Origin of the sequence: Thioclava sp. F36-6, assembly GCF_002020305.1 — a bacterium.
GTDB lineage: Bacteria > Pseudomonadota > Alphaproteobacteria > Rhodobacterales > Rhodobacteraceae > Thioclava > Thioclava sediminum.
In genome coordinates, this window is the sequence record NZ_MPZX01000003.1 from 272,689 (window position 1) to 297,355 (window position 24,667).

23 protein-coding genes are annotated in these 24,667 nt (G+C 64.7%); 13 read left to right on the forward strand and 10 right to left on the reverse strand.

Annotated features, from left to right (window positions below):
* Nucleotides 1-58 precede the first annotated feature (58 nt).
* Nucleotides 59-1,087 carry a GlxA family transcriptional regulator gene (locus BMI88_RS15550; protein WP_108722344.1) on the reverse strand — a complete coding sequence of 343 codons (1,029 nt, stop codon included), beginning with the start codon at nt 1,085-1,087 and terminating at the stop codon, nt 59-61.
* A 222-nt stretch (nt 1,088-1,309) separates the two neighbouring features.
* On the opposite strand from BMI88_RS15550, the gene BMI88_RS15555 reads away from it, so the two are divergent.
* Nucleotides 1,310-2,680 (forward strand): 3-deoxy-7-phosphoheptulonate synthase class II, encoded by a 1,371-nt coding sequence (locus BMI88_RS15555; RefSeq protein WP_078520777.1) that lies wholly within the window; start codon nt 1,310-1,312, stop codon nt 2,678-2,680.
* A gap of 146 nt (nt 2,681-2,826) precedes the next feature.
* On the opposite strand, the gene BMI88_RS15560 is transcribed toward BMI88_RS15555, so the two are convergent.
* Nucleotides 2,827-3,591, reverse strand: coding sequence for a PAS domain-containing protein (locus tag BMI88_RS15560; protein WP_078550212.1), 765 nt, complete (start codon nt 3,589-3,591; stop codon nt 2,827-2,829).
* Between the two features lie 174 nt (nt 3,592-3,765).
* On the opposite strand from BMI88_RS15560, the gene BMI88_RS15565 reads away from it, so the two are divergent.
* Genes BMI88_RS15565 through BMI88_RS15575 form a run of 3 tightly spaced genes read left to right on the forward strand, consistent with a single transcriptional unit; the run spans nt 3,766 to nt 5,869 of the window.
* Entirely contained in the window at nt 3,766-4,701 is a 936-nt protein-coding gene (locus BMI88_RS15565; RefSeq protein ID WP_246831905.1) for a YicC/YloC family endoribonuclease, read from the forward strand.
* A 5-nt stretch (nt 4,702-4,706) separates the two neighbouring features.
* The gene (gene gmk / locus BMI88_RS15570) at nt 4,707-5,351 is read left to right on the forward strand and encodes a guanylate kinase (protein WP_078550216.1); all 645 of its coding nucleotides are present in this window, start codon (nt 4,707-4,709) and stop codon (nt 5,349-5,351) included.
* Nucleotides 5,348-5,869 carry a gamma carbonic anhydrase family protein gene (locus tag BMI88_RS15575; RefSeq protein ID WP_078550218.1) on the forward strand — a complete coding sequence of 174 codons (522 nt, stop codon included), beginning with the start codon at nt 5,348-5,350 and terminating at the stop codon, nt 5,867-5,869. Before gmk ends, BMI88_RS15575 begins: the two co-directional genes overlap by 4 nt.
* On the opposite strand, the gene BMI88_RS15580 is transcribed toward BMI88_RS15575, so the two are convergent.
* Entirely contained in the window at nt 5,866-6,126 is a 261-nt protein-coding gene (locus tag BMI88_RS15580) for a hypothetical protein (protein ID WP_146673603.1), read from the reverse strand. The genes BMI88_RS15575 and BMI88_RS15580 overlap by 4 nt on opposite strands.
* A gap of 390 nt (nt 6,127-6,516) precedes the next feature.
* Between BMI88_RS15580 and BMI88_RS15585 the strand changes: the two genes are divergently transcribed.
* From BMI88_RS15585 to BMI88_RS15600, 4 genes are all read left to right on the forward strand, one after another.
* Entirely contained in the window at nt 6,517-7,575 is a 1,059-nt protein-coding gene (locus BMI88_RS15585) for an ATP-binding protein (protein ID WP_078550220.1), read from the forward strand.
* 131 nt (nt 7,576-7,706) lie between these two features.
* Complete coding sequence (locus BMI88_RS15590) at nt 7,707-8,852, forward strand: Ppx/GppA phosphatase family protein (RefSeq protein WP_078520771.1); 1,146 nt, start codon at nt 7,707-7,709, stop codon at nt 8,850-8,852.
* On the forward strand, nt 8,852-9,586 hold the full coding sequence (locus tag BMI88_RS15595) for an RlmE family RNA methyltransferase (protein ID WP_078520770.1): 735 nt from the start codon (nt 8,852-8,854) through the stop codon (nt 9,584-9,586). Before BMI88_RS15590 ends, BMI88_RS15595 begins: the two co-directional genes overlap by 1 nt.
* Before the next feature lie 125 nt (nt 9,587-9,711).
* Nucleotides 9,712-10,683: a GAF domain-containing protein gene (locus BMI88_RS15600; RefSeq protein WP_078520769.1), complete on the forward strand. Its 972-nt coding sequence runs from the start codon at nt 9,712-9,714 to the stop codon at nt 10,681-10,683.
* Nucleotides 10,684-10,731: 48 nt separating this feature from the next.
* Here BMI88_RS15600 and BMI88_RS15605 read toward each other — a convergent pair whose 3' ends face one another.
* The 5 genes from BMI88_RS15605 to BMI88_RS15625 form a co-directional block, all read right to left on the reverse strand.
* Nucleotides 10,732-11,382, reverse strand: a complete 651-nt coding sequence (locus BMI88_RS15605) for an aspartate/glutamate racemase family protein (protein WP_078550222.1) — start codon at nt 11,380-11,382, stop codon at nt 10,732-10,734.
* A gap of 6 nt (nt 11,383-11,388) precedes the next feature.
* Complete coding sequence (locus BMI88_RS15610) at nt 11,389-12,225, reverse strand: ABC transporter permease (protein WP_078550224.1); 837 nt, start codon at nt 12,223-12,225, stop codon at nt 11,389-11,391.
* A 3-nt stretch (nt 12,226-12,228) separates the two neighbouring features.
* Nucleotides 12,229-13,086 (reverse strand): ABC transporter permease, encoded by an 858-nt coding sequence (locus tag BMI88_RS15615; RefSeq protein WP_078550226.1) that lies wholly within the window; start codon nt 13,084-13,086, stop codon nt 12,229-12,231.
* Nucleotides 13,087-13,160: 74 nt separating this feature from the next.
* The gene (locus BMI88_RS15620; protein ID WP_078550228.1) at nt 13,161-14,426 is read right to left on the reverse strand and encodes an extracellular solute-binding protein; all 1,266 of its coding nucleotides are present in this window, start codon (nt 14,424-14,426) and stop codon (nt 13,161-13,163) included.
* A gap of 31 nt (nt 14,427-14,457) precedes the next feature.
* Complete coding sequence (locus BMI88_RS15625; protein WP_078550230.1) at nt 14,458-15,432, reverse strand: ABC transporter ATP-binding protein; 975 nt, start codon at nt 15,430-15,432, stop codon at nt 14,458-14,460.
* 228 nt (nt 15,433-15,660) lie between these two features.
* Between BMI88_RS15625 and BMI88_RS15630 the strand changes: the two genes are divergently transcribed.
* From BMI88_RS15630 to adh, 4 genes are all read left to right on the forward strand, one after another.
* Nucleotides 15,661-16,347, forward strand: coding sequence for a GntR family transcriptional regulator (locus tag BMI88_RS15630; RefSeq protein WP_078550232.1), 687 nt, complete (start codon nt 15,661-15,663; stop codon nt 16,345-16,347).
* Nucleotides 16,344-17,162 (forward strand): GNAT family N-acetyltransferase, encoded by an 819-nt coding sequence (locus tag BMI88_RS15635; RefSeq protein ID WP_078550234.1) that lies wholly within the window; start codon nt 16,344-16,346, stop codon nt 17,160-17,162. The genes BMI88_RS15630 and BMI88_RS15635 overlap by 4 nt, the downstream gene beginning before the upstream one ends.
* Before the next feature lie 476 nt (nt 17,163-17,638).
* Entirely contained in the window at nt 17,639-20,020 is a 2,382-nt protein-coding gene (locus BMI88_RS15640) for a S8 family peptidase (protein WP_078550236.1), read from the forward strand.
* 265 nt (nt 20,021-20,285) lie between these two features.
* Nucleotides 20,286-21,812: an aldehyde dehydrogenase gene (gene adh / locus BMI88_RS15645; protein ID WP_078540815.1), complete on the forward strand. Its 1,527-nt coding sequence runs from the start codon at nt 20,286-20,288 to the stop codon at nt 21,810-21,812.
* Nucleotides 21,813-21,915: 103 nt separating this feature from the next.
* Here the strand turns inward: adh and BMI88_RS15650 are convergent, their stop codons facing one another.
* Complete coding sequence (locus BMI88_RS15650; protein WP_078550238.1) at nt 21,916-22,809, reverse strand: helix-turn-helix domain-containing protein; 894 nt, start codon at nt 22,807-22,809, stop codon at nt 21,916-21,918.
* A gap of 108 nt (nt 22,810-22,917) precedes the next feature.
* Complete coding sequence (gene miaA, locus BMI88_RS15655; RefSeq protein WP_078550240.1) at nt 22,918-23,802, reverse strand: tRNA (adenosine(37)-N6)-dimethylallyltransferase MiaA; 885 nt, start codon at nt 23,800-23,802, stop codon at nt 22,918-22,920.
* A 118-nt stretch (nt 23,803-23,920) separates the two neighbouring features.
* Here miaA and pyrH point away from each other — a divergent pair, with 118 nt between their 5' ends.
* Nucleotides 23,921-24,652: a UMP kinase gene (gene pyrH / locus BMI88_RS15660; protein ID WP_078550242.1), complete on the forward strand. Its 732-nt coding sequence runs from the start codon at nt 23,921-23,923 to the stop codon at nt 24,650-24,652.
* Nucleotides 24,653-24,667: the final 15 nt, after the last annotated feature.

The window sequence follows — 24,667 nt, forward strand, 5'->3', positions numbered from 1 at the left end:
CGGCAATTTGGGGTTATGTGCAAATTCGTGAAAGCCGCGGGGGGAGATTGCGCAATTTTCAGTCGAGCGAGTCTTCCGGCCCTAAATCCACGGTGGAGTCCAGGCTTTCCTTTTCGCCCGCAGCGCTCGCGCCGCGTTCACGGTAGGGTGTGGTCTGGTAATGCGCGCGGTAGCATTTCGAGAAATGCGATGGGCTCGCAAAGCCGCAGGCCATGGCCACGTTGATCACGCTCATTTCCGTTTGCATCAACAGGTTACGCGCCTTTTGCAGGCGCAATTCCATGTAGTAGCGCTTCGGCGAGCGGTTGAGGTAGCGACGGAACAGCCGCTCCAGCTGGCGCGCGGACATGCCCACTTCGGTCGCGAGCGTCGCGGGGCTGATCGGGTCTTCGATATTGCGCTCCATCCGGCCGATGACCTGTGCGAGCTTGGGGTGGCGCACGCCGATCCGGGTGGGAATCGACAGCCGCTGCGTGTCGCGATCCGAGCGGATCGAGGAATGGATCAGCTGATCGGCGACGGTATTGGCCAGTTCTTCGCCGTGATCGCGGGCGATCAGCCGCAGCATCAGGTCGATCGAGGCGGTGCCGCCCGCCGTCGTTACCCGGTTGCCGTCGATCACGAAGACGCCCTTGGTCAGCTCGATATCGGGGAAATCCTCGGCGAAGGCGTCGACATTCTCCCAGTGGATCGTCGCGCGTTTGCCGTCGAGCAGCCCTGCGCGGGCCAGCGCATAAGAGCCGGTGCACAGGCCCCCGATCGTCGCGCCACGCCGCGCCTCGCGCCGGAGCCAGTTCAAAAGCGGCTTGGTTACCGCCTCGGCCACGTCGATGCCGCCGCAGACCAGCACCATCGTATCGCGGCCCAGTTCCTCCAGCCCGATATCGGTACGGAAGGTCGTGCCGTTCGAGCAGGTGACATCCTCGCCGGTTTCCGAGGCCAGTTTCCACGTATAAAGCGTGCGGCCCGAAACCTGGTTGGCGAGGCGCAGCGGCTCGATGGCGCTGGCGAAGGCCATCATCGTGAACCGGTCGAGAAGCATGAAGACGACCGAGCGCTGGCGCGCGTCCGGGGCGATCCGGATCATCCCCTGCGAAGGGGCTGGGCGACGGGTGGGGCGGGGATCAGGCATGTCGTCAATCCGTCATCTGTGGTGAATCACCGAAACAGGAAATTGGGGCCCGCCGCAAGAGGGGGAACTTACGGAGGGGCCCGCAGGCGTGCGGAAATGCAATTTCGGGTTTGTTTCCCTGACCCGCGCCGTCTATAAGCGGCGCCGAATGAAACGACCACGCTTTTGGAGGATCAGATGGGCAAGGGTTGGAGCAAATCGGACTGGCGCGCGAAACCGCGGGTTCAGATGCCCGACTATCCCGATCAGGGGGCGCTGAACGCTGTCGAGGCACAGCTGTCGCGGATGCCGCCGCTGGTCTTCGCGGGCGAGGCACGTACGCTGAAGGCGGAGCTGGCGAAAGCCGCGCGCGGCGAGGCATTCCTGCTTCAGGGCGGCGATTGCGCCGAGTCCTTCGGGGAATTCTCGGCCGATAACATTCGCGACACCTTTAAGGTGATGCTGCAGATGGCGGTCGTGCTGACCTGGGGCGCGAAGGTTCCGGTCATCAAGGTCGGCCGCATGGCGGGGCAGTTCGCCAAGCCGCGTTCGGCACCGACCGAGACCATCGACGGCACCGAGCTGCCGAGCTACCGCGGCGACATCATCAACGGCTTCGAATTCACCTCGGAGGCGCGTCTGCCCGATCCGAACCGGATGCTGCAGGCCTACACGCAGGCGGCCGCGTCGCTGAACCTGCTGCGCGCCTTCTCGACCGGTGGTTTCGCCGACATCCACCGCGTACAAAGCTGGATCGCGGGCTTCACCGATGCCGACGACGCCGAGAAATATCGTCAGGTCGCCGATCAGATCTCGGAGGCGATGGACTTCATGCGGGCCGCGGGCGTGACCTCGGAAACCGCGCATGAGCTGGCTTCGGTCGATTTCTACACCTCGCACGAGGCGCTGCTGCTGGAATATGAAGAGGCGCTCTGCCGCATCGATTCCACTTCCGGCCTGCCGATCGCGGGCACCGGCCACATGCTCTGGATCGGCGACCGCACCCGTCAGCCCGACGGCGCGCATGTCGAATTCGCACGCGGCGTGCAGAACCCGATCGGTCTGAAATGCGGCCCCACCACCACCGAGGACGACCTCAAGGTGCTGATGGAGAAGCTGAACCCGGAAAACGAGGCGGGCCGTCTGACCTTGATCGCGCGCTTCGGCGCGGGCAATGTCGGCGATCACCTGCCGCGCCTGATCCGCACGGTCGAGGCCGAGGGCGCGAATGTCGTCTGGTCCTGCGATCCGATGCACGGCAACACGATCAAATCGGCCTCGGGCTTCAAGACCCGTCCGTTCGAGTCCGTGCTGCGCGAGGTGAAGGAATTCTTCGCGATCCACAAAGCCGAGGGCACGATCCCCGGCGGCGTGCATTTCGAGATGACCGGCAAGGACGTGACCGAATGCACCGGCGGCGTGCGCGCCGTGACCGATGGCGATCTGTCCTCGCGCTACCACACCGCCTGCGACCCGCGTCTGAATGCGAGCCAGTCGCTGGAACTGGCCTTCCTCGTCGCCGAGGAACTGCAGGACCGCCGCAAGTTCGCGAAAGCCGCGTCGCAATAAGCGCGCGCCGCGCTGCGGCAGGTTTCAACGGATTGATTGGCCCGGACCTTTGTGTCCGGGCCTTTTTCAAGTGTGGCGCTGCAGAGAATAATCAAAGCGTGATAGGAAGTTGCGGGCTGTAGCTGAGCGCCAGCGCGAGGGCTTCTCTACCCCTCCTGACGCACCACCCGGAACATAGCGCGGCGCTCGTCCGGTGTCATCTCTGCCAGATGCTCGGCGCGGGTTTTTGGGCGTGGCGTGTAGGGCGTCTGGCCCTCGGCGAAGCCCGAACTGGCGGGCATCGGTGCGGGCTGCTCGAATTGGGGCGCGGCGCGGAAATCGCGTCCGGCAGGTTTGGGCTGGGGCGGCATCTCCAGCTGCTTGATCCGGGCGCCCGTGACCGTGAAGCGGCGCGGGGCGCGGCCTGCATCGTGGATGTCTTCCGCCTCGCCCGTATTGCGCAGAGGCTCTGCCACGAAACATCCCAGCACCCGCGTCACCGCGCCGAAATCATCCGTCAGCGGCAGCATCACCAGATGGCCCGCCAGCCCCGGCTTGCCGATCCCGGCCTCCGAGACCAGCTGCGCCTCGGCGATCGCGGGGCGCGCGAAGACGGCCTCGGTCAGATCGGCGATCTGCTTGCGGCCTTCGGGCGCGAACAGCGAGGTCAGGGGCATCCCGCGCACCTCCATCCCCATCAGGTCGCAAATATGCTGGCCCGCGAGACGAAACCGCCCCATGCCCGGTGCGACCCGTTCGAGGATGAAGGCGAATTCCAGCGCGCGGTCGATGCCGCGCGGATCGATATCGGCGCGCGCGGGCATCGGCCGGCCGGCCAGCAGCGCTTCCCAATAGGCGCGCAGCTCGTTCCCGATCCGGCGACCTTTGGCCGAGGCGGGGGATGCGGCGTTGCTGTCGGTCTCGCGATCCATTTCAATCACCCTTGCTTCGTCCCGCGCGGCACGGGCGCGGGGTGGCTGTCTCGCGCCCGGCGATCGGGCGGCATGTGCCGCCTTGCGGTTGACCGTCAGGGCGAAATCGTTACTGAACTCTTACCAAGGCCAAGTTAGGCCATTTTTTCGTCACATGGGGAAAGAAACTCTTAAATGGTTAAACCCGCTCCAGAGCCGCGCCCGGAGGGGGCGCCCGCCGCCGCTACCGTCTCGATGACCGGATTTGCCGCCGGACAGGGGAGCGGCGCGGGGCATGATTGGAGCTGGGATCTGCGCTCGGTCAATGGCAAAGGGTTCGACCTGCGGCTGCGGCTGCCCGATATCGAGGGGCTGGAGCCGACTCTGCGCAAGGCGGTGGGCGAACGCGTCGCGCGGGGCAATGTCACGCTGAACCTCAAGCTCACGCAGGCCGCAGGCAGTGCCGCGATGCGGATCGAGCCCGACGTGCTCAATGCCGCCCTTGCTGCCGTCGACAGGGTCGAGCGCGCCGCCGAGCGCAAGGGCGTGGCGCTGGCGCCGCTCAAGCCGAGCGATCTGATGGCGATGCGCGGAGTGGTCGATCACTCGGGCGGCACGATCGAGGATCCCGCGGCACTGCTGGCCGCACTGCTTGAGAGTTTCGAGCCCGTTCTGGAGAGTTTTGTCGCGATGCGCCGCGAAGAAGGCGCCCGGACCGGCGCCTTGCTGGCCGCGCGCATCGACGAGATCGCCGCGCTGACCGACGAGGCCGCTGATGCTGCTGCCGCGCGCGCCCCGAAAGCCGCAGAGACGCTGAAGGCCGCGCTTGCGCGGGTGATGGAGGCCACCGAGGCCGATCCCGACCGGGTCGCGCAGGAGCTGGCCCTGATCGCGATCAAGGCCGATGTCACCGAAGAGATCGAGCGGCTCCGCGTCCATGTCGAGGCCGCGCGTGCGCTTCTGGCCGAGACCGGCCCCGTGGGCCGCAAGTTCGAGTTTCTCGCGCAGGAATTCGTCCGCGAGGCCAATACGCTGTGCTCGAAATCGGGCGATGCGGAGTTGACGCGGATCGGTCTGGCGTTGAAATACGCGATCGACCAGCTGCGCGAGCAGATTCAGAACGTAGAGTAATTTCGATGCCCGATACCAGCCGCCGCGGCCTTCTCATTATCCTTTCTTCGCCCTCGGGCGCAGGCAAATCCACGCTGGCCAAGCGGCTGATGACCTGGGACCCGACGCTGCGCTTCTCGATCTCGGCCACGACCCGCGATCCGCGTCCGGGCGAGAGCAACGGGGTGGAGTATTTCTTCAAGTCCCGCGCCGAGTTCGAGAAGATGGTCGATCAGGGCGACATGCTGGAACATGCCGAGGTGTTCGGCAATTTCTACGGCACGCCGAAAGGGCCGGTGGAGGCCGCGATGGGCGAGGGGCGCGATACGCTGTTCGACGTCGATTGGCAGGGCGGGCAGCAGATCCGCAACTCCTCGCTGGGCAAGGACGTGGTCTCGATCTTCATCCTGCCGCCCTCGATTGCGGCGCTGGAAGAGCGGCTGCGCAGCCGTGCGCAGGACAGCGATGCCGTGATCAACGGCCGGATGGAAAAATCGCTCGCCGAAATCAGCCATTGGTCGGAATATGACTATGTTCTGGTCAATGACGATCTTGACCGCGCCGAAGAGCAGTTGCGCACCATCCTGACCGCCGAGCGCAGCCGCCGCGACCGTCAGACCGGGCTGAATGAATTCGTGCGAAAACTGAACAGGGAATTCGAGACGAGATGATTTACGAACTGGACGGGATCGCGCCCGAAATCGCCGAAGACGCATGGGTCGCGCCGGACGCCAATCTGATCGGCAAGGTGGTGCTGGAGGCTGAGGCCTCGGTCTGGTTCGGCGCCACGCTGCGCGGCGATAACGAGGAAATCCGCGTGGGCGCGGGTTCGAATATTCAGGAAAACGTCGTCTGCCACACCGATATGGGCTTTCCGCTGGTGATCGGCGCGAATTGCACGGTCGGGCACAAGGCGATGTTGCATGGCTGCACGATCGGGGACGGCTCGCTGATCGGCATGGGGGCGACGGTGCTCAACGGCGCGAAGATCGGCAAGGGCTGCCTGATCGGCGCGGGCGCGCTGATCACCGAAGGCAAGGAAATCCCCGATGGCAGCCTCGTGATGGGCGCGCCGGGCAAGGTGGTCCGCCAGCTCGACGAGAAGGCGCTGCAGGCGCTGCTGGGCTCGGCCGCGCATTACCGCGAAAACGCTGCGCGCTTCTCGAAGGGGCTCAAAGCGATCGGTTAATTGTCGCGAAACTCATCTACCGGCAGGGTGAAGATGTCGAAGTCGAGCTGGGGATGCGCGGCGCGCACCTCCTGCCGGATGGCTGAGATATTGGGCAGCGGGCGGGAATAGGCTCGCAGCTTGCCGGTGAACCCGAATTCCTCGAGCCGCTTCGCGAGGTCGAGAATGTCGAACCTCTCCGACAGAAGCGGAGCCAGCACCAGTTCGGGGCGCAGCTTCACCATCTTTTGCGCGGTGATCTGGTCGTATTGAAGCACCTGAATCGCCTGGCCGGAGATCTCTTTGAGCGAAGACGGCAGCTCACGCGCGGGGTCGACCAGCAGCAGGTTGCTGGTCTCAGACGCCTTCACACATTGAAAGAGAACGGCTTGTAAGGCGAGACGGGAACGGGGGGTTCTTGACATAGTAATAGTGCAAACCTCATCGCCCCCGCGGTGTAAGTGACAGGACCCGGAAAGGCCCCATGAAATACACGTCTAGGTTTAGCTTTTTTCCACCTACTTCACAAGCCATCGATTGTTAACCGCGAAGCGTGAGTTGCAGAACCGAAGCGGTGTTCGGTTTTTTGCGCATGGCAAGGCTTTACAGGTCGCGTCGCATCGCTCAAACCTTGCCGCGACGGCGATGGCAGGCGGGGAGACATGGCAATGAGCCAAGGGGCGATCGGACAGGTTCTCGACGCGCTGCCGAGCGCGGTTTTGCTGATCGGGCGCGACGAGCGGATCGCGCAGGGCAATCTTGCCGCCAACCGGCTTTTCGGCACGCAGTTTCTGGGGCGTCCCTATGTGACGGTGCTGCGCCAGCCCGGTTTCGGCGCGGCGGTGAGCGCGGCGCTGCGCGGTGCGCGGCCCGATCCGGTGCGCCTGCGGCTGCACCCCACCGGTCAGGCCGAGACGATCACGCTGGTGCATTTCTCTCCACTGCCGCCCGCGCCCGAAGGGCCGCTTGCCACGAATTCGGTTCTGGCAAGCTTCGAGGACATCACCGCGCTCGAATCCGCCGAAGCGATGCGGCGCGATTTCGTGGCCAATGTCAGCCATGAGTTGCGCACGCCGCTGACCGCGCTGATGGGCTTCATCGAGACGCTGCGCTCAAGCGCGCGCGACGATGCGGCGGCGCGGGATCGGTTCCTGTCGATCATGGAGCGCGAGGCGGCGCGGATGAACCGTCTGGTGGGCGATCTTCTGTCGCTGAGCCGCGTCGAGGGCGAGGAACGGATGCGCCCGACAACCAAGGTCGATCTGGCGCTGGTTCTCAAGGGGGTCACGCAGACGCTCGAACCCGTCGCCGAGGCGGCACAGGTGAAGCTGATCTCCGAGGGCGAGACCGGGGCTTTGCCGGTGCAGGGCGATCCCGATCAGCTGACGCAGGTCTTCTCCAACCTCGTGGAGAACGCGATCAAATATGGCGGGCAGGGCGGCGAGGTGCGGCTGCGCGTCTCCGCGATCGCGCATGAACCGGTGCTGCGCGGCAAAGCCTATCGCGTCGATGTGATCGACCGCGGCGAGGGGATCGACGAACAGCATCTGCCGCGCATCACCGAGCGCTTCTACCGCGTCGACACCCACCGCTCGCGCGAGAAGGGCGGCACCGGGTTGGGGCTCGCCATCGTCAAGCATATCGTGGCGCGCCACCGTGGGCGCTTCCGCGTCGACAGCAAGAAGGGCGAGGGCAGCTGCTTCACCGTGATCCTGCCCGCGGTCTGAGGGCGCGCCGGGGCGACCCGGTTGCGGCCCGCGAAAAGCGCGGAGCTTCTATCACTTCCGCGTCGCGCTCCCTTGAACCGGGAGGCGCAAACCGATAGCTTTAGAGCAACTTCAAATCGGAGGGCGTAATCATGGCGCCCAAGCGTCCCCGGTCGGCGGGCGCGCTCCCGACAGCTGCATCGCCCGCGCGGGCGGTGAAACCGGCTCAGGTCGAGTCCCCCGCGACCAAATCCGCCAAGTCCGGCGAGGGGCTATATGCCGCTCTCGACCTTGGCACCAACAGTTGCCGGATGCTGATTGCCCGTCCACGGGGTTCTCAGTTTCAGGTGGTGGATAGCTTCTCAAAAGCCGTCCAGCTGGGCCAAGGTCTTGAAACCTATGGCCGGTTGTCGCGCAGCTCGATGTCGCGGACCGTTCAGGCATTGCAAATCTGCCGACGCAAGATCGAAACCCACGGGGTCACCCGGATGCGTCTTGTGGCGACCGAGGCCTGCCGCCGGGCCAAGAACGCGCGCGATTTCATCCGCTATGTGCGCCGCGAGACCGGCCTGCCGCTGGAGATCATCCCGCCCGAGGAAGAGGCCCGGCTGGCCGTGATCTCCTGCGCCTCGCTGGTGTCACCCAATTCCGAGCAAGTGCTGGTGGTCGATATCGGCGGCGGCTCGACCGAGCTGGTCTGGATTGACCTCGAAGATGTGCCGCCCGGCGACCGAGCCCGCGCGATCATGCGGCTCTCGCAAGGGTTCAACCAGCCCGACGGGCCGGACCCGGCGGCGCGGGTGGTGGACTGGATTTCGGTGCCGCTGGGGGTCGCGACGCTCAAGGATCAATTCGCCGATGTCGAGGACGATGCCGCGCGCTTTGCGCTGATGAGCTGGTTCTTCGAGGAGAAGCTCGCGGACTTCACGCCCTATGCGGCGGGCAGCCCGCAGGACGGGTTCCAGATCATCGGCACCTCGGGCACCGTCACCACCGTTGCGGCCTGCCACCTCAACCTGAAGCGTTACGACCGCAACCGGGTCGACGGGCTGACGATGACCTCGGGAGAGATCGACGCGGTGATCCGCTCCTTCCTGCAACTCGGCCCCGCCGGGCGGCGCTCGGATCCGCGGATCGGGCGCGACCGGCACACTTTGATTATGTCGGGGGCTGCAATCCTGCAGGCCCTGATGCGGGTCTGGCCCACCGACCAGATGTCCATTGCCGACCGTGGCCTGCGCGAGGGGCTCCTCTATGCGCAAATGGCCGGAGACGGCGTGTTAGAAGAGATGAAATGATGGCGAAGACACCCAGCGGCAAGAACACTTCCGGACGCGGGCAGCGCGACCTGCGCGTGCGCGTGAAGACGGCGAAGGGGCGCAGGCTGTCCTCGACCCTCTGGCTCGAGCGGCAGCTCAACGACCCTTACGTGCAGCGCGCGAAGAAAGAGGGCTATCGCGGACGCGCGGCCTACAAGATCCTCGAACTGGACGACAAGTATCGCTTTCTCGTGCCCGGCGCGCGGGTGGTCGATCTGGGCTGCGCGCCCGGCGGCTGGTGTCAGGTGGCCGTCAAGCGCGTGAACGCCTTGGGCGAGAAATCGGGCAAGAAGGTCGGCACCGTTCTGGGCGTCGACCTGCAGGAGGTCGATCCGATCCCGGGGGCCGAGATCCATGTGCTCGATTTCCTCGAGGAAGGCGCCGACGACAAGGTCAAGGAATGGCTCGGCGGGTCTGCGGATGTGGTGATGTCGGATATGGCGGCCTCGTCCTCGGGGCACCAGAACACCGATCACCTGCGCATCATCACGCTGTGCGAAGCGGCGGCGGAGTTCGCCTTCGACGTGCTCGAAGAGGGCGGCACTTTCGTCGCCAAGGTCCTCGCAGGCGGTGCGGAGCAGGGGCTGATGACGATCCTGAAGAAAAACTTCACCAAGGTCGCCAATGTGAAACCACCGGCTTCGCGCTCGGACAGCTCGGAGAAATTCGTGGTCGCCCAAGGATTTCGCGGGCGGCGGCACGAGGAGGACTGAGCCGCGACTGTCTCACCCCCGAGACAGGTGCCGGGCCGCTCAGCGGGAATTTACGTTGTGTAAGGTCCGAATCGGCCTAACCTGCTTGGGCTTTCATAGGCTGCGCAAGAGAGGGAGGCTTTCGCATGCCGTCACTGCATACAGGCGTTCCGCGCCAACATGCCGATATCGTGCGCGAGGTCGTCTCTTCGCCGAAATCCGCCACGCGGGCGGGGTTCGCGGCCAGCTGGCGCCGCTCGATGATCCATCATCGCATCGACCCCGAAACCGGCGGGCGCAACGAGCGTCTGACCCAGGCCGAGATGCGCGAGCGCCGCGAGCGGGCGGGTCTGATGATGCGGATCGCCTCGCCGGTGCTCGACCGGCTGTCGCGCGCGGCAGGCGATGCGGGCTGCACGGTTCTGCTGTCCGATGCGGGCGGGCTGGTGCTGGATGAACGTCTGCGCGACGCCGATGTCGATGACTTTCATTCCTCGAACCTCGCGCCCGGTTCGGACTGGTCCGAAGGGGTCGAGGGCACCAACGGCATCGGCACCTGCGTGGCCGAGGCGCGCCCCGTCACCGTCTGGCGCGATCAGCATTTCCGCACCCGCAACACCGTGCTGACCTGCATGGGCTCGCCCATCTTCGGCGCACAGGGCGATCTGGCGGGGGTGATCGATGTCAGCTCCGCGCGTTCGGACATGACCGAGGGCTATGCGCGGCTCGTGGCGCTGACCGTGCAGGATGCGGCGCACCGGATCGAGGCGGACCTGTTCCGCGCCTCCTATGACGGCGCGCGCATCCTCTCGACCGGCTCGGGCGAGACCGGGGCGCAGGGCGTGATGCTGCTGGCGCTCGACCGCGACGATCTGGTCGTCGGCGCCACCCGCGCCGCGCGGCGGCACCTTGGCATCGAGGCGGGCCAGATCGGCCAGCTTCCGGCGTCGGACCTGCTGGAACACGGCATCCGCAACGGGCTGGAAGAGGCGCAACGCTCCGAAATGGCCCGCGCACTGGCCCGCAACGGCGGCAATGTCTCGGCGGCGGCGCGCGATCTCGGCATCGGGCGGGCGACCTTCTACCGCAAGGCCAAGGCACTCAATCTCGGCGTCTGAGCGGCAGGGGAACGGGCAGGGTGCCTAGCCTCAGGAACACGTTTGCTCTCAACTCAGGGTCGCCCTGATCGCGCGCGCCAGATGCGCCGAGGCCACGACCCCGTCGATCAACGGAACGCGGGTTCTCTCGAAGAGATCGGCGCGCAGATGCGACATGCCTGCGCATCCCATCGCGACCGCGCGCGCGCCCTCTCTCCCGGCTGCGGCGATCTCCTCGGAGAGGCGCGCGCGGACCGGCTCGGATCCCTCTTCGACGGCCAGCACCGGGATCCCACTCGCGCGCACCGCGATGCACGCGCCCGCAAGCCCGTACTGCGCGATATTCTCCTCGAGGACCGGCACGGATACCGGCAAGGTCGTTACCACCGAGAACGCCCCGAACGCCAGCGCACCGATCACATAGGCGGCCTGACCGATCCCGATCACCGGGCAATGCGCGGCGGCGCGCAGCTCCTCAAGCCCGGTATCGTCGAAACAGGCGATCACGATCAGATCGGCGCCAAGCACCTTCGCCTCGGGCAACAGTTTCTTTAGCCCGATCACGGCATTCGCGCCATCCTCGGGCCCCTCGATGGCGGGTGGCCCCTCCGCATTCGTCCAGCCGACGATCTCGGCGTCAGGCAAAGCGGCCCGCGCGATGCCCACGATCTGATCGGTCATCGACGCCGTCGAATTCGGGTTGATGTACAGAATGCGCATCTGGGATCAAACGCCTTTCCCGGCATCCGAGCCAAGCCGGGCGCGCCGCCGTGCCATCACCCAGGCGGCGATCAGGAACGCCCCGATGATCAGCAGTGAAAACGCCGTGGTCAGGGTGCCCAGGGCATAGACCACGGGCGTCGTCACATTCGTCGTCATCCCGAATATCTCGAGCGGAAGCGTGTTGTAGCTGCCCGCCGTCAGAAGCGTGCGCGCGAATTCATCATAGCTCAGCGTGAAGCCGAACAGTGCCACCCCGATGAGCGACGGCGCGATGATCGGCAGCACCACGAAGCGGATCGTCTGCCATGCGCTCGCGCCCTGATCGCGCGCGGCTTCCTCGAAGCTTTTGTCGAACCGGTTGAAGACGGCGAACATGATCAGCAGGCCGAAGGGCAGCGTCCATGTCAGCTGTGAGCCGAAACCCGAGGTTGCCCAATGCACCTTCAATCCGAGCTGGTTGAAGATCAGCCCCACGCCCAGAGAGATCAGGATCGAGGGGATCACCAGCGAGGCGATCGTCAGGTAGAAGAGGATGCCGGAGCCCGGGAATTTCTTGCGAAATGCGAGGCCCGCCATGACCGAGACGACGACCGTCGTCACCATGACCAACAGGCCGAGCATGAAGGACCGCCGGAACGCGCCCCAGATATCGCCCACGGCCTGCTGCTGGAACAGTTCGTGGAACCAGTTGAGCGATACGCCCCGCATCGGGAAGGTCAGCCCGCCTTCCGGCCCCTGAAAGCTCAGGATGCCGATCGTGATCGTCGGCCCGTAAAGTAACAGCACGAAAAGCGCGAAGATGACGGTCAGGACATAGAAGCTGCGCGGACGTTTCTCCATGGCTCAAAGCTCCTTGCGGATGTTGACGAAGCGCAGCAGGATTCCGATCACGATCAGCACGGTGCAGAGCAGCACCACCGCCGTCGCGGCCGCAGACGGGTATTGCAGCAGCGCGATGTCGTTGGAGATCAGCCGCCCCACATTGGCCCGCTGCGACCCTGACATGAAGCGCACGGTGATGAAGTCGCCCATCACCAGCGTCAGCACGAAGATCGTGCCGATCATGATGCCGGGTTTGGTCAGCGGGATGATCACATGAACCAGCGTCTGGAACCCGCTCGCACCGTTGTCGCGCGCCGCCTCGATCAGGTTGCGGTCGATCCGCATCATCGTGTTGAAGATCGGCACGACCATGAACAGCGTGTAGAGATGCACGAAGGCGAGGATCACCGAGAAATCGGAATAGAGCAGCCACTCCAGCGGCTGGTCGATCACGCCCCATGAAATCAGCGTCTGGTTGGCAATCCCGTTGCGCCCGAGGAACGGGATCCATGAGATCATGCGGATGATGTTCGAGGTCCAGAACGGGATCGTGCAGAGCAGGAACAGCGCGATCTGCATCGTCTGGCTGCGGATTTGAAAGGCGAGGTAATAGGCGACCGTGAAGCCGATCGCGAGCGTCATCGCCCATGTCAGGAAGGCGTATTTGAAGGTCGCGGCGAAGACCTTGTAGGTCACCGGCGAGCCGAACAGGAACTCGTAATTCTCAAGACTGAAGGCGGGGATGATCGAGAATTCGGTCGCCTGCCAGAAGCTGACGATCACGATGGTAATGATCGGCGCGACCAGAAAGCCCAACAACACCACCGTCAGGGGTGCCGCCTGCAACCATCCCGTCACCGTCTCGCGGGTCACTTTCATCGCGATCCTGCCCTTCGACTTGGCTCAAATATCCTCGGGGGGTGTGGGGGGCGGATAGCCCCCCACCACGGTCATCACGAGGCGATGAACTCGTTCCACTTGCGAACCATGTACTGGTTCTCGTCCATCACGGCGTTCCAGCACGCGACATGGCCCATTCGGTCGTAGAAGGAGCCGCCGTCGCGGGTCTCGCCGGCTTCGGCCAGCTTGTCGCCGGTCGGGCTGGTGATCACATCGGTCGCCGGCTTGCCTTCGAACCAGTAGCCCCACTCGTTGTCGGACATGAAGTCCTTCGAGGTTTCCGGCACGGCCGAGTAATAGCCCTGACGCATCAGGTAGCCGCCGACCCAGCCCGAGAGATACCAGTTGATGTACTCATAGGCCGCATCGAGCTCCATGCCCGAGAGCGACTTGGACAGGCCGAGACCGCCGCCCCAGCTGCGATAGCCCTCTTTCAGGGGCTGGTAGACGCAGTCGATGCCGCGCGATTTCACCGCGGTGATCGCGGGCGACCACATCGACTGGATGACCACTTCGCCCGAGGCCATCAGGTTCACGCTCTCGTCGAAGGTCTTCCAGAAGGCGCGGAACTGGCCGTTCTTCTTCGCCTCGGTGAAGATCGCCATGGTCTTGTCGATCTCTTCGCGGGTCATGTTGCCCTTGTCGCCATACTGGATCTCGCCCATCGCTTCGCAGACCATGGCCATGTCCATGATGCCGATCGAGGAGATGTCGAGGATCGAGGCCTTGCCCTTGAACTCGGGGTTCAGAAGTTCGGTCCAGCTCTCGATCGGGCGACCGATCAGGTCGGGGCGGATGCCCAGCGTGTCGGCGTTGTAGATGGTCGGGATCAGCGTCATCCAGCCGGTTTCCTGATCGGCGAAGGTGGTGCCGCCGGGGCCCTCGACGAAGCCTACGGTCGAGGGCGCGGTGCCTTGGGCGATCACGCTCTCGGGCGTCAGCTTGCCGGATTTGAAGATGCCGACGATCTTGTCGTAATTCTTGATCTTCGAGGTATCCATCGCCTGCAGGTTGCCGGTCGGCCAGACCTTCTTGCAGATCCAGTATTCGATATCGGCGATGTCGAAGCTGTCGGGCTGGGTGGCCGCGCGCTGGGTCACCGCGTCGGAATCGAGCGCGGTCATCTCGAGCGTGAAGCCAAGGTCTTCCTTCACCTTGTTGGCCACGTCGTTGAGGTTCGACACGCCGGTGCCGAACTGGCGCAGCGTGATGTTCTTGATTTCCTGCGCCCAGATCATCGGCGCGGGCAGGGCGGAGGCGCCAAGCGCGGCCGCCCCGGTTTTGAGAATCGAGCGGCGGGTATAACCGGTTTTCGACATTGTCACTTATCCCTCTGTTGGAGTGTCGATTTCAGGCACGGAGGCGGTGCAGCCGCCCCTCATCCCAAGCAAGACGCACTTGCTCGCCCGGGTTTATGTCGTTGGAATAGAAGGCCTCGTCGCTCATCAGCGCGATGATCGGCTCTTGGCCCTCGGCCTGGGCCGTCACCGCGACGCGGTCGCCCTGATATTCGATCGCACTGACCGTCGCGGGCATCCCCTCGGCGCCAAGGCGCACCGCATCCGAACGGATCGCATGGAGCTGCCCGTCGAGCGTGACCACGTTGTGACCGCCCATGAAGCGCGCCACGAATTCGGTCCGGGGCGTGTTGAAGACCTCGCGCGCGGGTCCGGCCTGTTCGATGACGGCATTGTTCATGACCACGACCTCGTCGGCGAGCGCGAGCGCTTCGTCCTGCCCGTGGGTGACATGAAGGAAAGTGATGCCGAGCTCACGCTGCAGCCGCTTGAGCTCGGCACGCATCCGCACCCGCAGGAAGGGGTCGAGCGCGGAAAGCGGTTCGTCGAGCAGCAGCACTTCCGGTTCGGTGACCAGCGCCCGCGCCAGCGCGACGCGTTGCTGCTGCCCGCCGGAGAGCTGCGTGGGAAGACGCTCGGAGAGATGCGCCATATCGACGAGTTCGAGAAGCTCCATCGCCTTGGCATGGCGCGCGGTCTTGTCGACGCCCTTCATCCGCAGCGAGAACGCGACATTGTCCTTGACCGAAAGGTGCGGAAAGAGCGCGTAGTTCTGAAACATCATCGCCGTGCCGCGCTTGGCCGGGGGCAGGGCGGAGACATCAACGCCGTTCAGGCGGATCGCGCCTTCGCTCACGCTTTCATGGCCCGCGATCATCCGCAGCGTCGAGCTCTTGCCGCAGCCCGAGGGGCCGAGCAGGCAGACATAGCTGCCCGGCGCGAAGACATGGTTGATCGCGTCCACCGCGACCGTGTCGCCGTAGCGCTTCGTCAGGTTCACCAGCTCGAGATCATGTGCCGTTCGCATCGCATCGCTTCCCTTCGATCTGGGTTCAGCCTTCGGTGCGAACCGGACCGCTCGCCATCATTTTCCGAACTCACGGTGCCGTGAATCCGACCTTGCCTCGAATTTGAGCAGAAAAATTTTCTGCATGCGCAAAATTACGACACAACATTGTATACAATCCGAATCGAAGCGATCCAGCTTGTCCTCCGCGGATCGCCCGGGGCATCGTGTGAACGAAAGGAACTCAAGATGAACGACCCGCTCCCCGCCGCCCCGATGCCCGATACGATCGCCAATGATCTGGCGCTCGCGATTCACGAGCATCGGCTGATGCCGGGCACAAAGCTGTCGGAAGAGGAGCTGGGGGAGATATACGGTGTCTCGCGGACCATCATCCGCGCCGCGCTGCAGCGGCTGGCCCATGACCGGCTGGTGGAACTCAAGCGCAACCGCGGGGCCTATGTCGCGCAGCCCACGGTGCGCGAGGCGCGCGAGGTGTTCGAGGCGCGCGCTCTGCTCGAGCCGCGCACCGCGCGCTCGGCCGCCGAGCGGATCACCGAGGACGACCTCGCGGCGCTTCAACGTCATATCGACGAAGAGCACGCGGCGATCGACGATGGCGAAGCGGGCCGGGCGCTCTTTCTGTCGGGGCAGTTCCATCTCGAGATCGCACGGATTGCCGATCAGGCCACGATCACCGAATTCATCACCCAGCTGGTCGCGCGGTCTTCGCTGATCATCGCGCTTTATTGGCACCGGCGCGGGGCCCTGTGCGAAAGCCACGCCCACCATGCCCTGATGCGCGCCTTTGCGGAACGCGATGCCGATTTGGCGGAGGAGCTGATGAAAAACCACCTTCTCGACCTCCTCAGCTCGCTCGACTTGCGAAACCGCACCTCCGCCCCTGCGAGCCTGCGTGAGGCCTTGGGGGCATGATCCTGCGCCATGCCGATCTGTCAGAGCTGGAGACGGTGCTCGACTGGGCCGCCGCCGAGGGCTGGAATCCCGGCCTCGCGGATGCCGAGGCTTTCTACGCAGCCGATCCCCAAGGGTTCTTCGTCGCGGAGGTGGATGGTGCGCCTGTGGCCGCGATCTCAGTCGTCAATCATGATGAGAAGAACGCCTTCTTGGGTCTCTATATCTGCAAGCCCGAAGTCCGGGGGCAGGGCATCGGGTTCGCCCTGTGGCAACATGCGCTGCGCCATGCGGGAGATCGCGGCGTCGGCCTCGATGGCGTGGCCGCGCAGCAGGACAATTACGCGCGTTCCGGGTTCCGACGTCAGGGCGCGAGCTTGCGGCTCACGGGCTTGCTTTCGCGCGAAGACGACACAGGCATCGTGCCGGCCGAGCATGCTGACCTCGAGCAGCTCATTGCGCTTGATGCGCGGGCAGGTGGCGTGCGGCGGGACGCTTTTCTGAGCCGCTGGCTCGCGCCCGGCCCATCCCGTCAGACCGTCCGGCTCAGCGATGGCACAGGCTTCGCGACCGTGCGGCAATGTCGCGAGGGGCTCAAGATCGGGCCGATCATTGCCGTGCGGAGTGACGATGCAATGCGGCTGGCACGCGCCGCGGCGCACCGCTTTCCGACTGCGCCCGTCTCAATCGATCTGCCTGAGAGCAACGCGATGCTCAGGGCCCGTCTGTCGGACTGCGGCTTCACCCCGGCTTTCGAGACGGCGCGCATGTATCGCGGCACCGCTCCGAAGACGACGGCATCCTTGCAGGCCATCGCAACGATGGAGCTTGGTTGAGCGCAGATCAAAGCGGTTCAGTCGCGGGTCATTTGGCCGCCTCGTCTCGCATAGATGCGCGCGGTTCGCTCAACGTCGCGCGCCGCGGTACGCGACTCGCTACGCTGCAGATTGTGCCGAAAGGGGCCGATGCAACCCGACCGAGCGCCGCGATGACGTTTCAATTGTTCGTGTATCCGAAGCGACCGGCATGCTTGCGAGGCGCAGCGCATCCGACCTCCCACCATCTGCGACTTCGTGAAGTAGGGCCAAGAAACATTGAGATTTCGCACCGTGTCTCCTGCGTTTCCAAGTGCGCCCTGATGAATTTTCCGAGGGCGCCCTGCGTCGCTATCGACACATGCCAGCGCGTTTAACCGATGCTTAACTCAAGTGTCGTTGAAGCAAGGGGAGAAGCACAGTATCGCTGAGGCTATCCAGACAAAAAGAAGACCGGACCTCCGCGAAGCAGGCATTTTTCCGCGAAAGGGATCTTGATGACGATGGGACGTATTCTGGCGGCGACGGCTTTGACCTCGCTTGCCGTCACACAGGTGCATGCACATGATCTCACTCAACGGATCGCGCTCGCGGGTCGCACGACGGTCTCCTACGGTCTCGCGCAGGCTCCCGCCGCCGCGCCCGGTTCGCCTGATACCACTTCGGGAAATACTGCGGACACTGCCGCGGCCAGCACGACATCGGTGACCGGCTCCAACAGCATGCTCTTGCTCCTTGGCCTTGGTGTGGTGGGGCTGGCCGCCGCTGCGGGGGGAGGAGGAGGCGGGTCCTCGAGCTCATCCGGCTCCTCGAGCAACACCCAGCCGCCGCCCTCGGGCAACGCGCCGTATACCGGCACTGGCGGCAGCGTCAGCAGTTTCGAGACCGACGAGTATTATGCAAGCGGCGGCCTTGCGCAGACCGAGGCAGCCTATCGCTATGCCGAGGGGGCCTATGGGCTGGGAACGCTCGTGTCGATCTACGACTCCGGCGCGGATGTGACCCATCCCGATCTCGCTGACAACATCGATGGCGCGCTCTCCTACAGCTATTTCGACAACACCTCTGACGTCACCGACACCGACGGGCACGGCACGCATGTGGCCGGGATCGTTGCCGGTGTGCAGAACGGGCAGGGGATCGAGGGGATCGCCTGGGGGTCCAAGCTGATGATCCTGCAAGGCGTCGGAGGCTCGGTGCCTGCGGGCAGCTACGCCGATGCGGTCACGCGCTCGGTCAATGCCGGTGCGGTCTCGATGAACAACAGCTGGGCCTATGTCGACGGTAATAACAAGACGCTCACGATCGACCAGTTTTCGAGCGCCGACCAGATCCGCCAACAGCTTGGGTCGGCCACCATCGACTCGCTCGACGCGGCGGCAAAGGCGGGCATGGTCAGCGTGTTCGCCGCGGGCAATGACGGTGGAGCCAATCCGAGCCTGATGGCGGGCCTGCCGGAGTATTTCCCGGAAATGGAAGGCTCGATACTTGGCGTCATGGCCGTGGACAGCAACCACCAGATCGCCAGTTTTTCCAACCGCTGTGGCGAGGCGATGAATTACTGTCTCGCCGCGCCGGGCGTGGATATCCTCTCGACCTATCCGAGCGATCTTGGAAGCGATTACGCCTATATGAGCGGGACCTCGATGGCGACGCCCTATGTCACCGGCGCGGTTGCGGTGCTCAAGAGCGAGTTCCCCGAGCTCACCGGTCAGCAGATCGTGCAGATCCTCGAAAACAGCGCAACCGATCTCGGTGCGGTGGGGATCGACCCGATCTATGGTTGGGGCGAGCTCAATCTCCGGCAGGCTCAGGCACCGGCCGGAACGCTGAAAGTCGAGACGACCAGCTCGCTCGACGGTCCCTCCGTGCCGGCCACCCAGAGCACGATCAGCGCAACCCGCGGCGTCGCAGGCGCCCTGCGCGCGACACTCTCCAATCAGCGGATGATCGTCACGGATGCCTATGATCGCGGCTATCACGTGGCGGCGAGCAGCTTCGTGGCCGACTATGCCGACGCCCGCGCCGCGCAGGCCTCCACCGAGACTTTCGCGATGGGGGCGACCGCTCCGGTCAATTTCAGCGCGGGCACCGGCACCCTGTCGCTGTCGCATGGCGATAGCTCCGCGATTGCCGGAACGAAATGGGTCGACAGTGCCGCGATGGCCGCGCCTTATTTGAAATCTTTCGACACCGCCTCCGCGATTCACTACGAAATCGGTCTCGGCGATGGCGTGTCGGCCTCGATTTCGCAGGCAGGCGGCGGCGCGGGCGATGTTACCTCGCAATATATCGCCGGTTCGCTCAATGCCCGGTTCGGCGCCAGCACGCTTTCGATGACCGTCGGCAACCTGCACGAAGACGGCGGTTTCCTGGGCACCTCGGTGGGGGGCGCGTTCGGCGGCGGGCTTTCGAGCAATACCCATTTCGTACAGCTCGGGATGAATGTCTCTCTCGGCGACGGGACGACTCTCGAGCTTACCGCAGCGAATGGCAACTCCAGCTTCTCCGGGAACGGTTTGCTCCAATCCGGGAGCGGGCTGAGGTCGAACGCCTATGCCATTGGCCTGAGCAAGACCGGTTTTCTGACCGGGGATGACCGCATCTCTGTCGGGGTTTCGACGCCGATCGCGCTCGCCTCGGGAAAATTGACGATGAGCGTTCCGACCGCTGTGGGCGCAGCCATCGGAAATACGCGCTCCGAAAAGGTCGTGATGACGACAGCCTCGGTGAATATCGAAAGCGCGGCCCCTCAGCCCGACCTGCAGATCGGCTATTCGCGCAAGGCCGGGATCGGTCGGCTCGGTGCGGGGCTCGTCTACGAGCCGGGGCAGAGTTCGGCGATGGGGGTTTCGCTGGGATGGACGGCGCGTTTCTGATCCGGCTTGGGCGGTCCTGAACGACTTGCCGTCGCGATCTCGACTCGTCTCAGAACTTCGCTTCCTGACGCGCGCGACACACGCCGTCTTCGATAGTCTCAGCGCCCCGGCAAATTCTCAATGCTGCGGCTGCACCTGTCTCAGGCGCGAGACAGATGATGCATTCCACCAGCGCAGAGCGGCTATGCGCAGGGCGCGCGGTTGGGCAGTCTGATCTCCATGGCGCGCAGCCCTGTCGGTTGCGTTCAATCTGGGAGGAAGACCAATGGCCAACGATATGGCACCTGAATTCAAGGGCGTTTCGGTTTCGCCGTTCCGCGACCGTTATGACAACTTCATCGGCGGCAAATTCGTGCCCCCGAAAAACGGCAAGTATTTCGACAACATCACCCCGATCACCGGCGGTAAGGTTTGCGAAGTCGCCCATTCGTCGGCGGAGGATATCGAAGCCGCGCTCGACGCCGCGCATGCCGCGAAAGACGCGTGGGGCAAGACCTCGGCTGCCGAGCGCTCGAACGTGCTTCTCAAGATCGCCGACCGGATCGAGGAAAATCTCGACCTGATCGCCGCCGCCGAGACCTGGGACAACGGCAAGCCGATCCGCGAGACCACGGCGGCCGACATTCCGCTCGCCGTCGACCATTTCCGCTATTTCGCGGGCGTTCTGCGCAGCCAGGAAGGCACGATGTCGGAGATCGACAACGACACCGTCGCCTATCACTTCCACGAGCCGCTGGGCGTTGTCGGCCAGATCATCCCGTGGAACTTCTCGGTGCTGATGGCGGCATGGAAACTGGCGCCGGCTCTGGCGGCGGGCAACTGCATCGTGCTGAAACCGGCCGAGCAGACCCCGGCAGCGATCCTCGTGGTGATGGAAGTCATCGCCGACCTGCTGCCCGATGGCGTCCTGAACATCGTCAACGGCTATGGCGCGGAAGTCGGCGCGGCGCTCGCGAGTTCCTCGCGCATCGCCAAGATCGCGTTTACCGGCTCCACCGCGACGGGTCGCAAGATCATGCAGGCCGCAACCGAGAACCTGATCCCGGTCACGCTGGAACTGGGGGGCAAATCGCCCAACATCTTCTTCTCGGACGTGATGGCCGAAGATGATGCCTTCCTCGACAAGGCGGTCGAGGGCTTCGTGCTGTTTGCCTTCAACCAGGGCGAGGTCTGCACCTGCCCGAGCCGTGCGCTCATTCAGGAAGACATCTACGAGAAGTTCATGGAGCGCTGCATCGCCCGCGTCGAAGCCATCAAGCAGGGCGATCCCCGCGCGATGGAGACGATGGTCGGTGCGCAGGCCAGCCAGGAGCAGCATGACAAGATCATGTCCTATCTGAGCATCGGTCGCGAAGAGGGGGCCGAGGTGCTGACCGGCGGTGATGCCGCACGCTTCAACGGCGATCTGGCGAACGGCTTCTACATCCAGCCGACGATCCTGAAGGGCCACAACAAGATGCGGGTCTTCCAGGAGGAAATCTTCGGCCCGGTGGTGTCGGTCACGACCTTCAAGGACGAGGCCGAGGCGCTCGAGATCGCCAATGACACGATGTACGGCCTTGGCGCCGGCGTCTGGACCCGTGACGGCTCGCGTGCCTATCGCTTCGGGCGCGGGATCGAGGCCGGGCGCGTCTGGGTCAACAACTACCACGCCTATCCGGCCCATGCGGCCTTTGGCGGGTACAAGCAATCGGGCATCGGTCGCGAGACCCACAAGATGATGCTCGATCACTACCAGCAGACCAAGAACATGCTGGTCAGCTACAACCCGAACAAGCTCGGGTTCTTCTGATAGGGTTTACCTCCCCAAACCCCGGGCCGCGTCTGCAAAGGCGCGGCCCTTTTTCGTGTCTAGGGTCGGGGAAGATCGGGCAGGCGGTCGGTCGCGGCGCGGGTCAGCTTGCGCGGCGGAAGGCGTTCGGCGTGCTGCCGGTGCCGGCCTGAAAGGCGCGGGAGAAATAGCCCGGGCTCCGATAGCCCAGAAGCTGTGCGATATCCTTGATCGGGACAGGCGTGTCGCGCAGCAGGCGGCGCGCTTCATACAGACGCCGTTCCTGCATCAGCTCCAGCGCCGATTTCCCGCAGGCATCGCGGCAGGCGCGCGACAGATGCGTGGGCGTGACGCCCAGTTCGCGCGCGATATCCGCGACCGGGGTGCCCGCGCGATACTCGCGCTCGACCAGAACGGCATAGCGCGTGACCAGACGGCGCGCAGCGCTCGGGCGGATCGCCTCGTTCGCGTTGCTTGCGATCTGTCGCTCGAGCCAGACGCTCAAGAGACCCAGATGGCTGCGCAGCGCGCGGTCGGCGGCGGGGCGCGTGCTCTCGCTCTCTCGCTGGATCGCCTCCAAGATTGAGCCGATCTCTCCCTGCGCAATAGCTTCGCGGATGCGCAGGTGATGGGCGGCAGGCGGCAGAGTGATGTCGGTGTCGCGGCCGAAGAACAGCGCCTGACCGTGGGTCTGGTTGGAAATCTCGAAGCCGTGCATCACGCCCGGCGGGATGAAGATCGCGTTATTTGGGCCGTAGCCGCGCGTCACGCCGCCCAGCGTGATCCGGCCTTGCCCGCGCGAGAACCACAGCAGGCAGGGTTCGGAATGGGCGCGCATCGCCTCGACCCGCCAGCGCCCGCCCTTGGCGAGATGCGCGATCTGCACCAGCCGCGGCTCGCTCGGGGGAGCCGGCAGGTCGGTCGCGGTCAATGCCGGGCCGGGCGTGCCGCCTGCGCCGGGCTTCACGGTTTTGGCCTGCGAGAGCTGCGAAAGGGGCGGTGTCGAGAAGAGCTTCACGATGCATTGATCCTAGGCGATGTCGGCGGGAGGATAGACCGCAACACTCTCGTGGACCAAGGAATTTTCCACAGAAGCCCAAGCGCCCAGTTGCCGCAGGGTCACAGTCTACGCGATCTTGTGCCACGCCTTCATGCGGCCACGAAACCAAGTGCGCTGCCGCTTGGCATATTGGCGACTTGCCGCCTGTGCGCGCTCTCGCGCCTCGCTCAGATCGAGCTCGCCATGCAGATGCGCGATCAATTCCGGCGCCCCGATCGCCTTCGCCCAGAGCGCGTTCGGATCCCAGATCGGCTCCACCGCGCGGACCTCGTCGAGCGCGCCCTGTTCGAGCATCAGATCGAAGCGACGGTCGATGCGGTCTGCCAGCCAGTCGCGATCCGGATCGAGGTGAAGCGGCGCCACGGTGTCGAGCGGCAGGAGCGGTGGCGGCGTACGGGCCTGCCACACGGCAAGCCCCTCACCGGTGGCACGCAGCACCTCCCACGCGCGCTGCACTCGCATCGGGTTCTGCGCGTCGATCTTTGCGCGGGTCGCGCCGTCGAGTTCCTCCAGCATCCCGGCATGGCCCTCCGAGAGCCGCCGATGATCGGCCTCGGCGCGAATTTCCGGTGGCGTTTCAGGGATTTCCGCCAGGCCTTGCGTCAGAGCGGTGAAATAGAGCCCGGTGCCGCCCACGATGATCGGGCGCTGCCCGCCTGCGTGAAAGGCCTCCAGATACGGGGTGACGTCGCGCAGCCAATGGCCGACGGAATAGTCGGCGCCGGGATCGAGATGACCGTAGAGCGCATGCGGCGCGCGGGCCTCTTCCTCGGGCGAGGGGCGCGCGCTCAGCACTCGCCAGCACGACCAGACTTGCAGCGCGTCGGCATTGATCACGACGCCGCCCTCGGCCTCGGCGATCGACAGCGCCAGCGCCGATTTTCCGCTCGCCGTCGCTCCCGCGATCAGCACGGGCGTTCGCGGCGATATGTCGGGCAGGGCAGTCGGCATCGGCGGCTCTTGCAGGCTTTCTGGCGGGCTCGGGGCTCTACGCTTTCGCAAGAGGTTGAACCCCGGCTCTATTTGGATCATTTTGCGCGCCAATGACAACAGCCCATCGGAGGATCAGATGAGCACCGAGACGCATCCCGCGGCCAAATACAATCGCGTGCTACTGAAGATCTCGGGTGAGGCGCTGATGGGCGATCAGGGCTATGGCCTGCATCCGCCGACCGTCTCGCGTATAGCGCATGAAGTGAAATCGGTGCGCGATCTGGGCGTCGAGATCTGCATGGTGATCGGCGGCGGCAACATCTTCCGCGGGCTTGCGGGCTCGGCTCAGGGGATGGAGCGCACGACGGCCGATTACATGGGGATGCTCGCGACGGTGATGAACGCGCTGGCGATGCAGTCCGCGCTGGAAGGCCTTGGCGTCTTCACCCGCGTGATCTCGGCCATTCCGATGGATCAGGTCTGCGAGCCCTATATCCGCCGCCGCGCGGTGCGCCACCTCGAGAAGAAGCGGGTCTGCATCTTCGCTGCCGGCACCGGCAACCCCTATTTCACGACCGACACGGCGGCCACGCTGCGCGCCAACGAGATGTCCTGTGAAGCGATCTTCAAGGGCACCAAGGTCGACGGGGTCTATGACAAGGACCCGGTGAAATTCGACGACGCCAAGCGTTACGACACCGTCAGCTACGATGAAGTTCTGCAAAAGAACCTCGGCGTGATGGATGCCTCGGCAATCGCGCTCGCACGCGATAACAACAAGCCGATCATCGTGTTCTCGCTTGACGAGCCGGGTGGCTTCCGCGGCATTCTGGCAGGCGAAGGCACCTACACCAAAGTGCAGGGCTGAGCGCCGCGCGACGGT

Coding starts and splice junctions, on each gene's coding strand:
- BMI88_RS15550 (WP_108722344.1), bottom strand. CDS start 1,087: ATGATCCGGATCGCCCCGGACGCGCGCCAGCGCTCGGTCGTCTTCATG.
- BMI88_RS15555 (WP_078520777.1), top strand. CDS start 1,310: ATGGGCAAGGGTTGGAGCAAATCGGACTGGCGCGCGAAACCGCGGGTT.
- BMI88_RS15560 (WP_078550212.1), bottom strand. CDS start 3,591: ATGGATCGCGAGACCGACAGCAACGCCGCATCCCCCGCCTCGGCCAAA.
- BMI88_RS15565 (WP_246831905.1), top strand. CDS start 3,766: ATGGTTAAACCCGCTCCAGAGCCGCGCCCGGAGGGGGCGCCCGCCGCC.
- gmk (WP_078550216.1), top strand. CDS start 4,707: ATGCCCGATACCAGCCGCCGCGGCCTTCTCATTATCCTTTCTTCGCCC.
- BMI88_RS15575 (WP_078550218.1), top strand. CDS start 5,348: ATGATTTACGAACTGGACGGGATCGCGCCCGAAATCGCCGAAGACGCA.
- BMI88_RS15585 (WP_078550220.1), top strand. CDS start 6,517: ATGAGCCAAGGGGCGATCGGACAGGTTCTCGACGCGCTGCCGAGCGCG.
- BMI88_RS15590 (WP_078520771.1), top strand. CDS start 7,707: ATGGCGCCCAAGCGTCCCCGGTCGGCGGGCGCGCTCCCGACAGCTGCA.
- BMI88_RS15595 (WP_078520770.1), top strand. CDS start 8,852: ATGGCGAAGACACCCAGCGGCAAGAACACTTCCGGACGCGGGCAGCGC.
- BMI88_RS15600 (WP_078520769.1), top strand. CDS start 9,712: ATGCCGTCACTGCATACAGGCGTTCCGCGCCAACATGCCGATATCGTG.
- BMI88_RS15605 (WP_078550222.1), bottom strand. CDS start 11,382: ATGCGCATTCTGTACATCAACCCGAATTCGACGGCGTCGATGACCGAT.
- BMI88_RS15610 (WP_078550224.1), bottom strand. CDS start 12,225: ATGGAGAAACGTCCGCGCAGCTTCTATGTCCTGACCGTCATCTTCGCG.
- BMI88_RS15615 (WP_078550226.1), bottom strand. CDS start 13,086: ATGAAAGTGACCCGCGAGACGGTGACGGGATGGTTGCAGGCGGCACCC.
- BMI88_RS15620 (WP_078550228.1), bottom strand. CDS start 14,426: ATGTCGAAAACCGGTTATACCCGCCGCTCGATTCTCAAAACCGGGGCG.
- BMI88_RS15625 (WP_078550230.1), bottom strand. CDS start 15,432: ATGCGAACGGCACATGATCTCGAGCTGGTGAACCTGACGAAGCGCTAC.
- BMI88_RS15630 (WP_078550232.1), top strand. CDS start 15,661: ATGAACGACCCGCTCCCCGCCGCCCCGATGCCCGATACGATCGCCAAT.
- BMI88_RS15635 (WP_078550234.1), top strand. CDS start 16,344: ATGATCCTGCGCCATGCCGATCTGTCAGAGCTGGAGACGGTGCTCGAC.
- BMI88_RS15640 (WP_078550236.1), top strand. CDS start 17,639: ATGACGATGGGACGTATTCTGGCGGCGACGGCTTTGACCTCGCTTGCC.
- adh (WP_078540815.1), top strand. CDS start 20,286: ATGGCCAACGATATGGCACCTGAATTCAAGGGCGTTTCGGTTTCGCCG.
- miaA (WP_078550240.1), bottom strand. CDS start 23,802: ATGCCGACTGCCCTGCCCGACATATCGCCGCGAACGCCCGTGCTGATC.
- pyrH (WP_078550242.1), top strand. CDS start 23,921: ATGAGCACCGAGACGCATCCCGCGGCCAAATACAATCGCGTGCTACTG.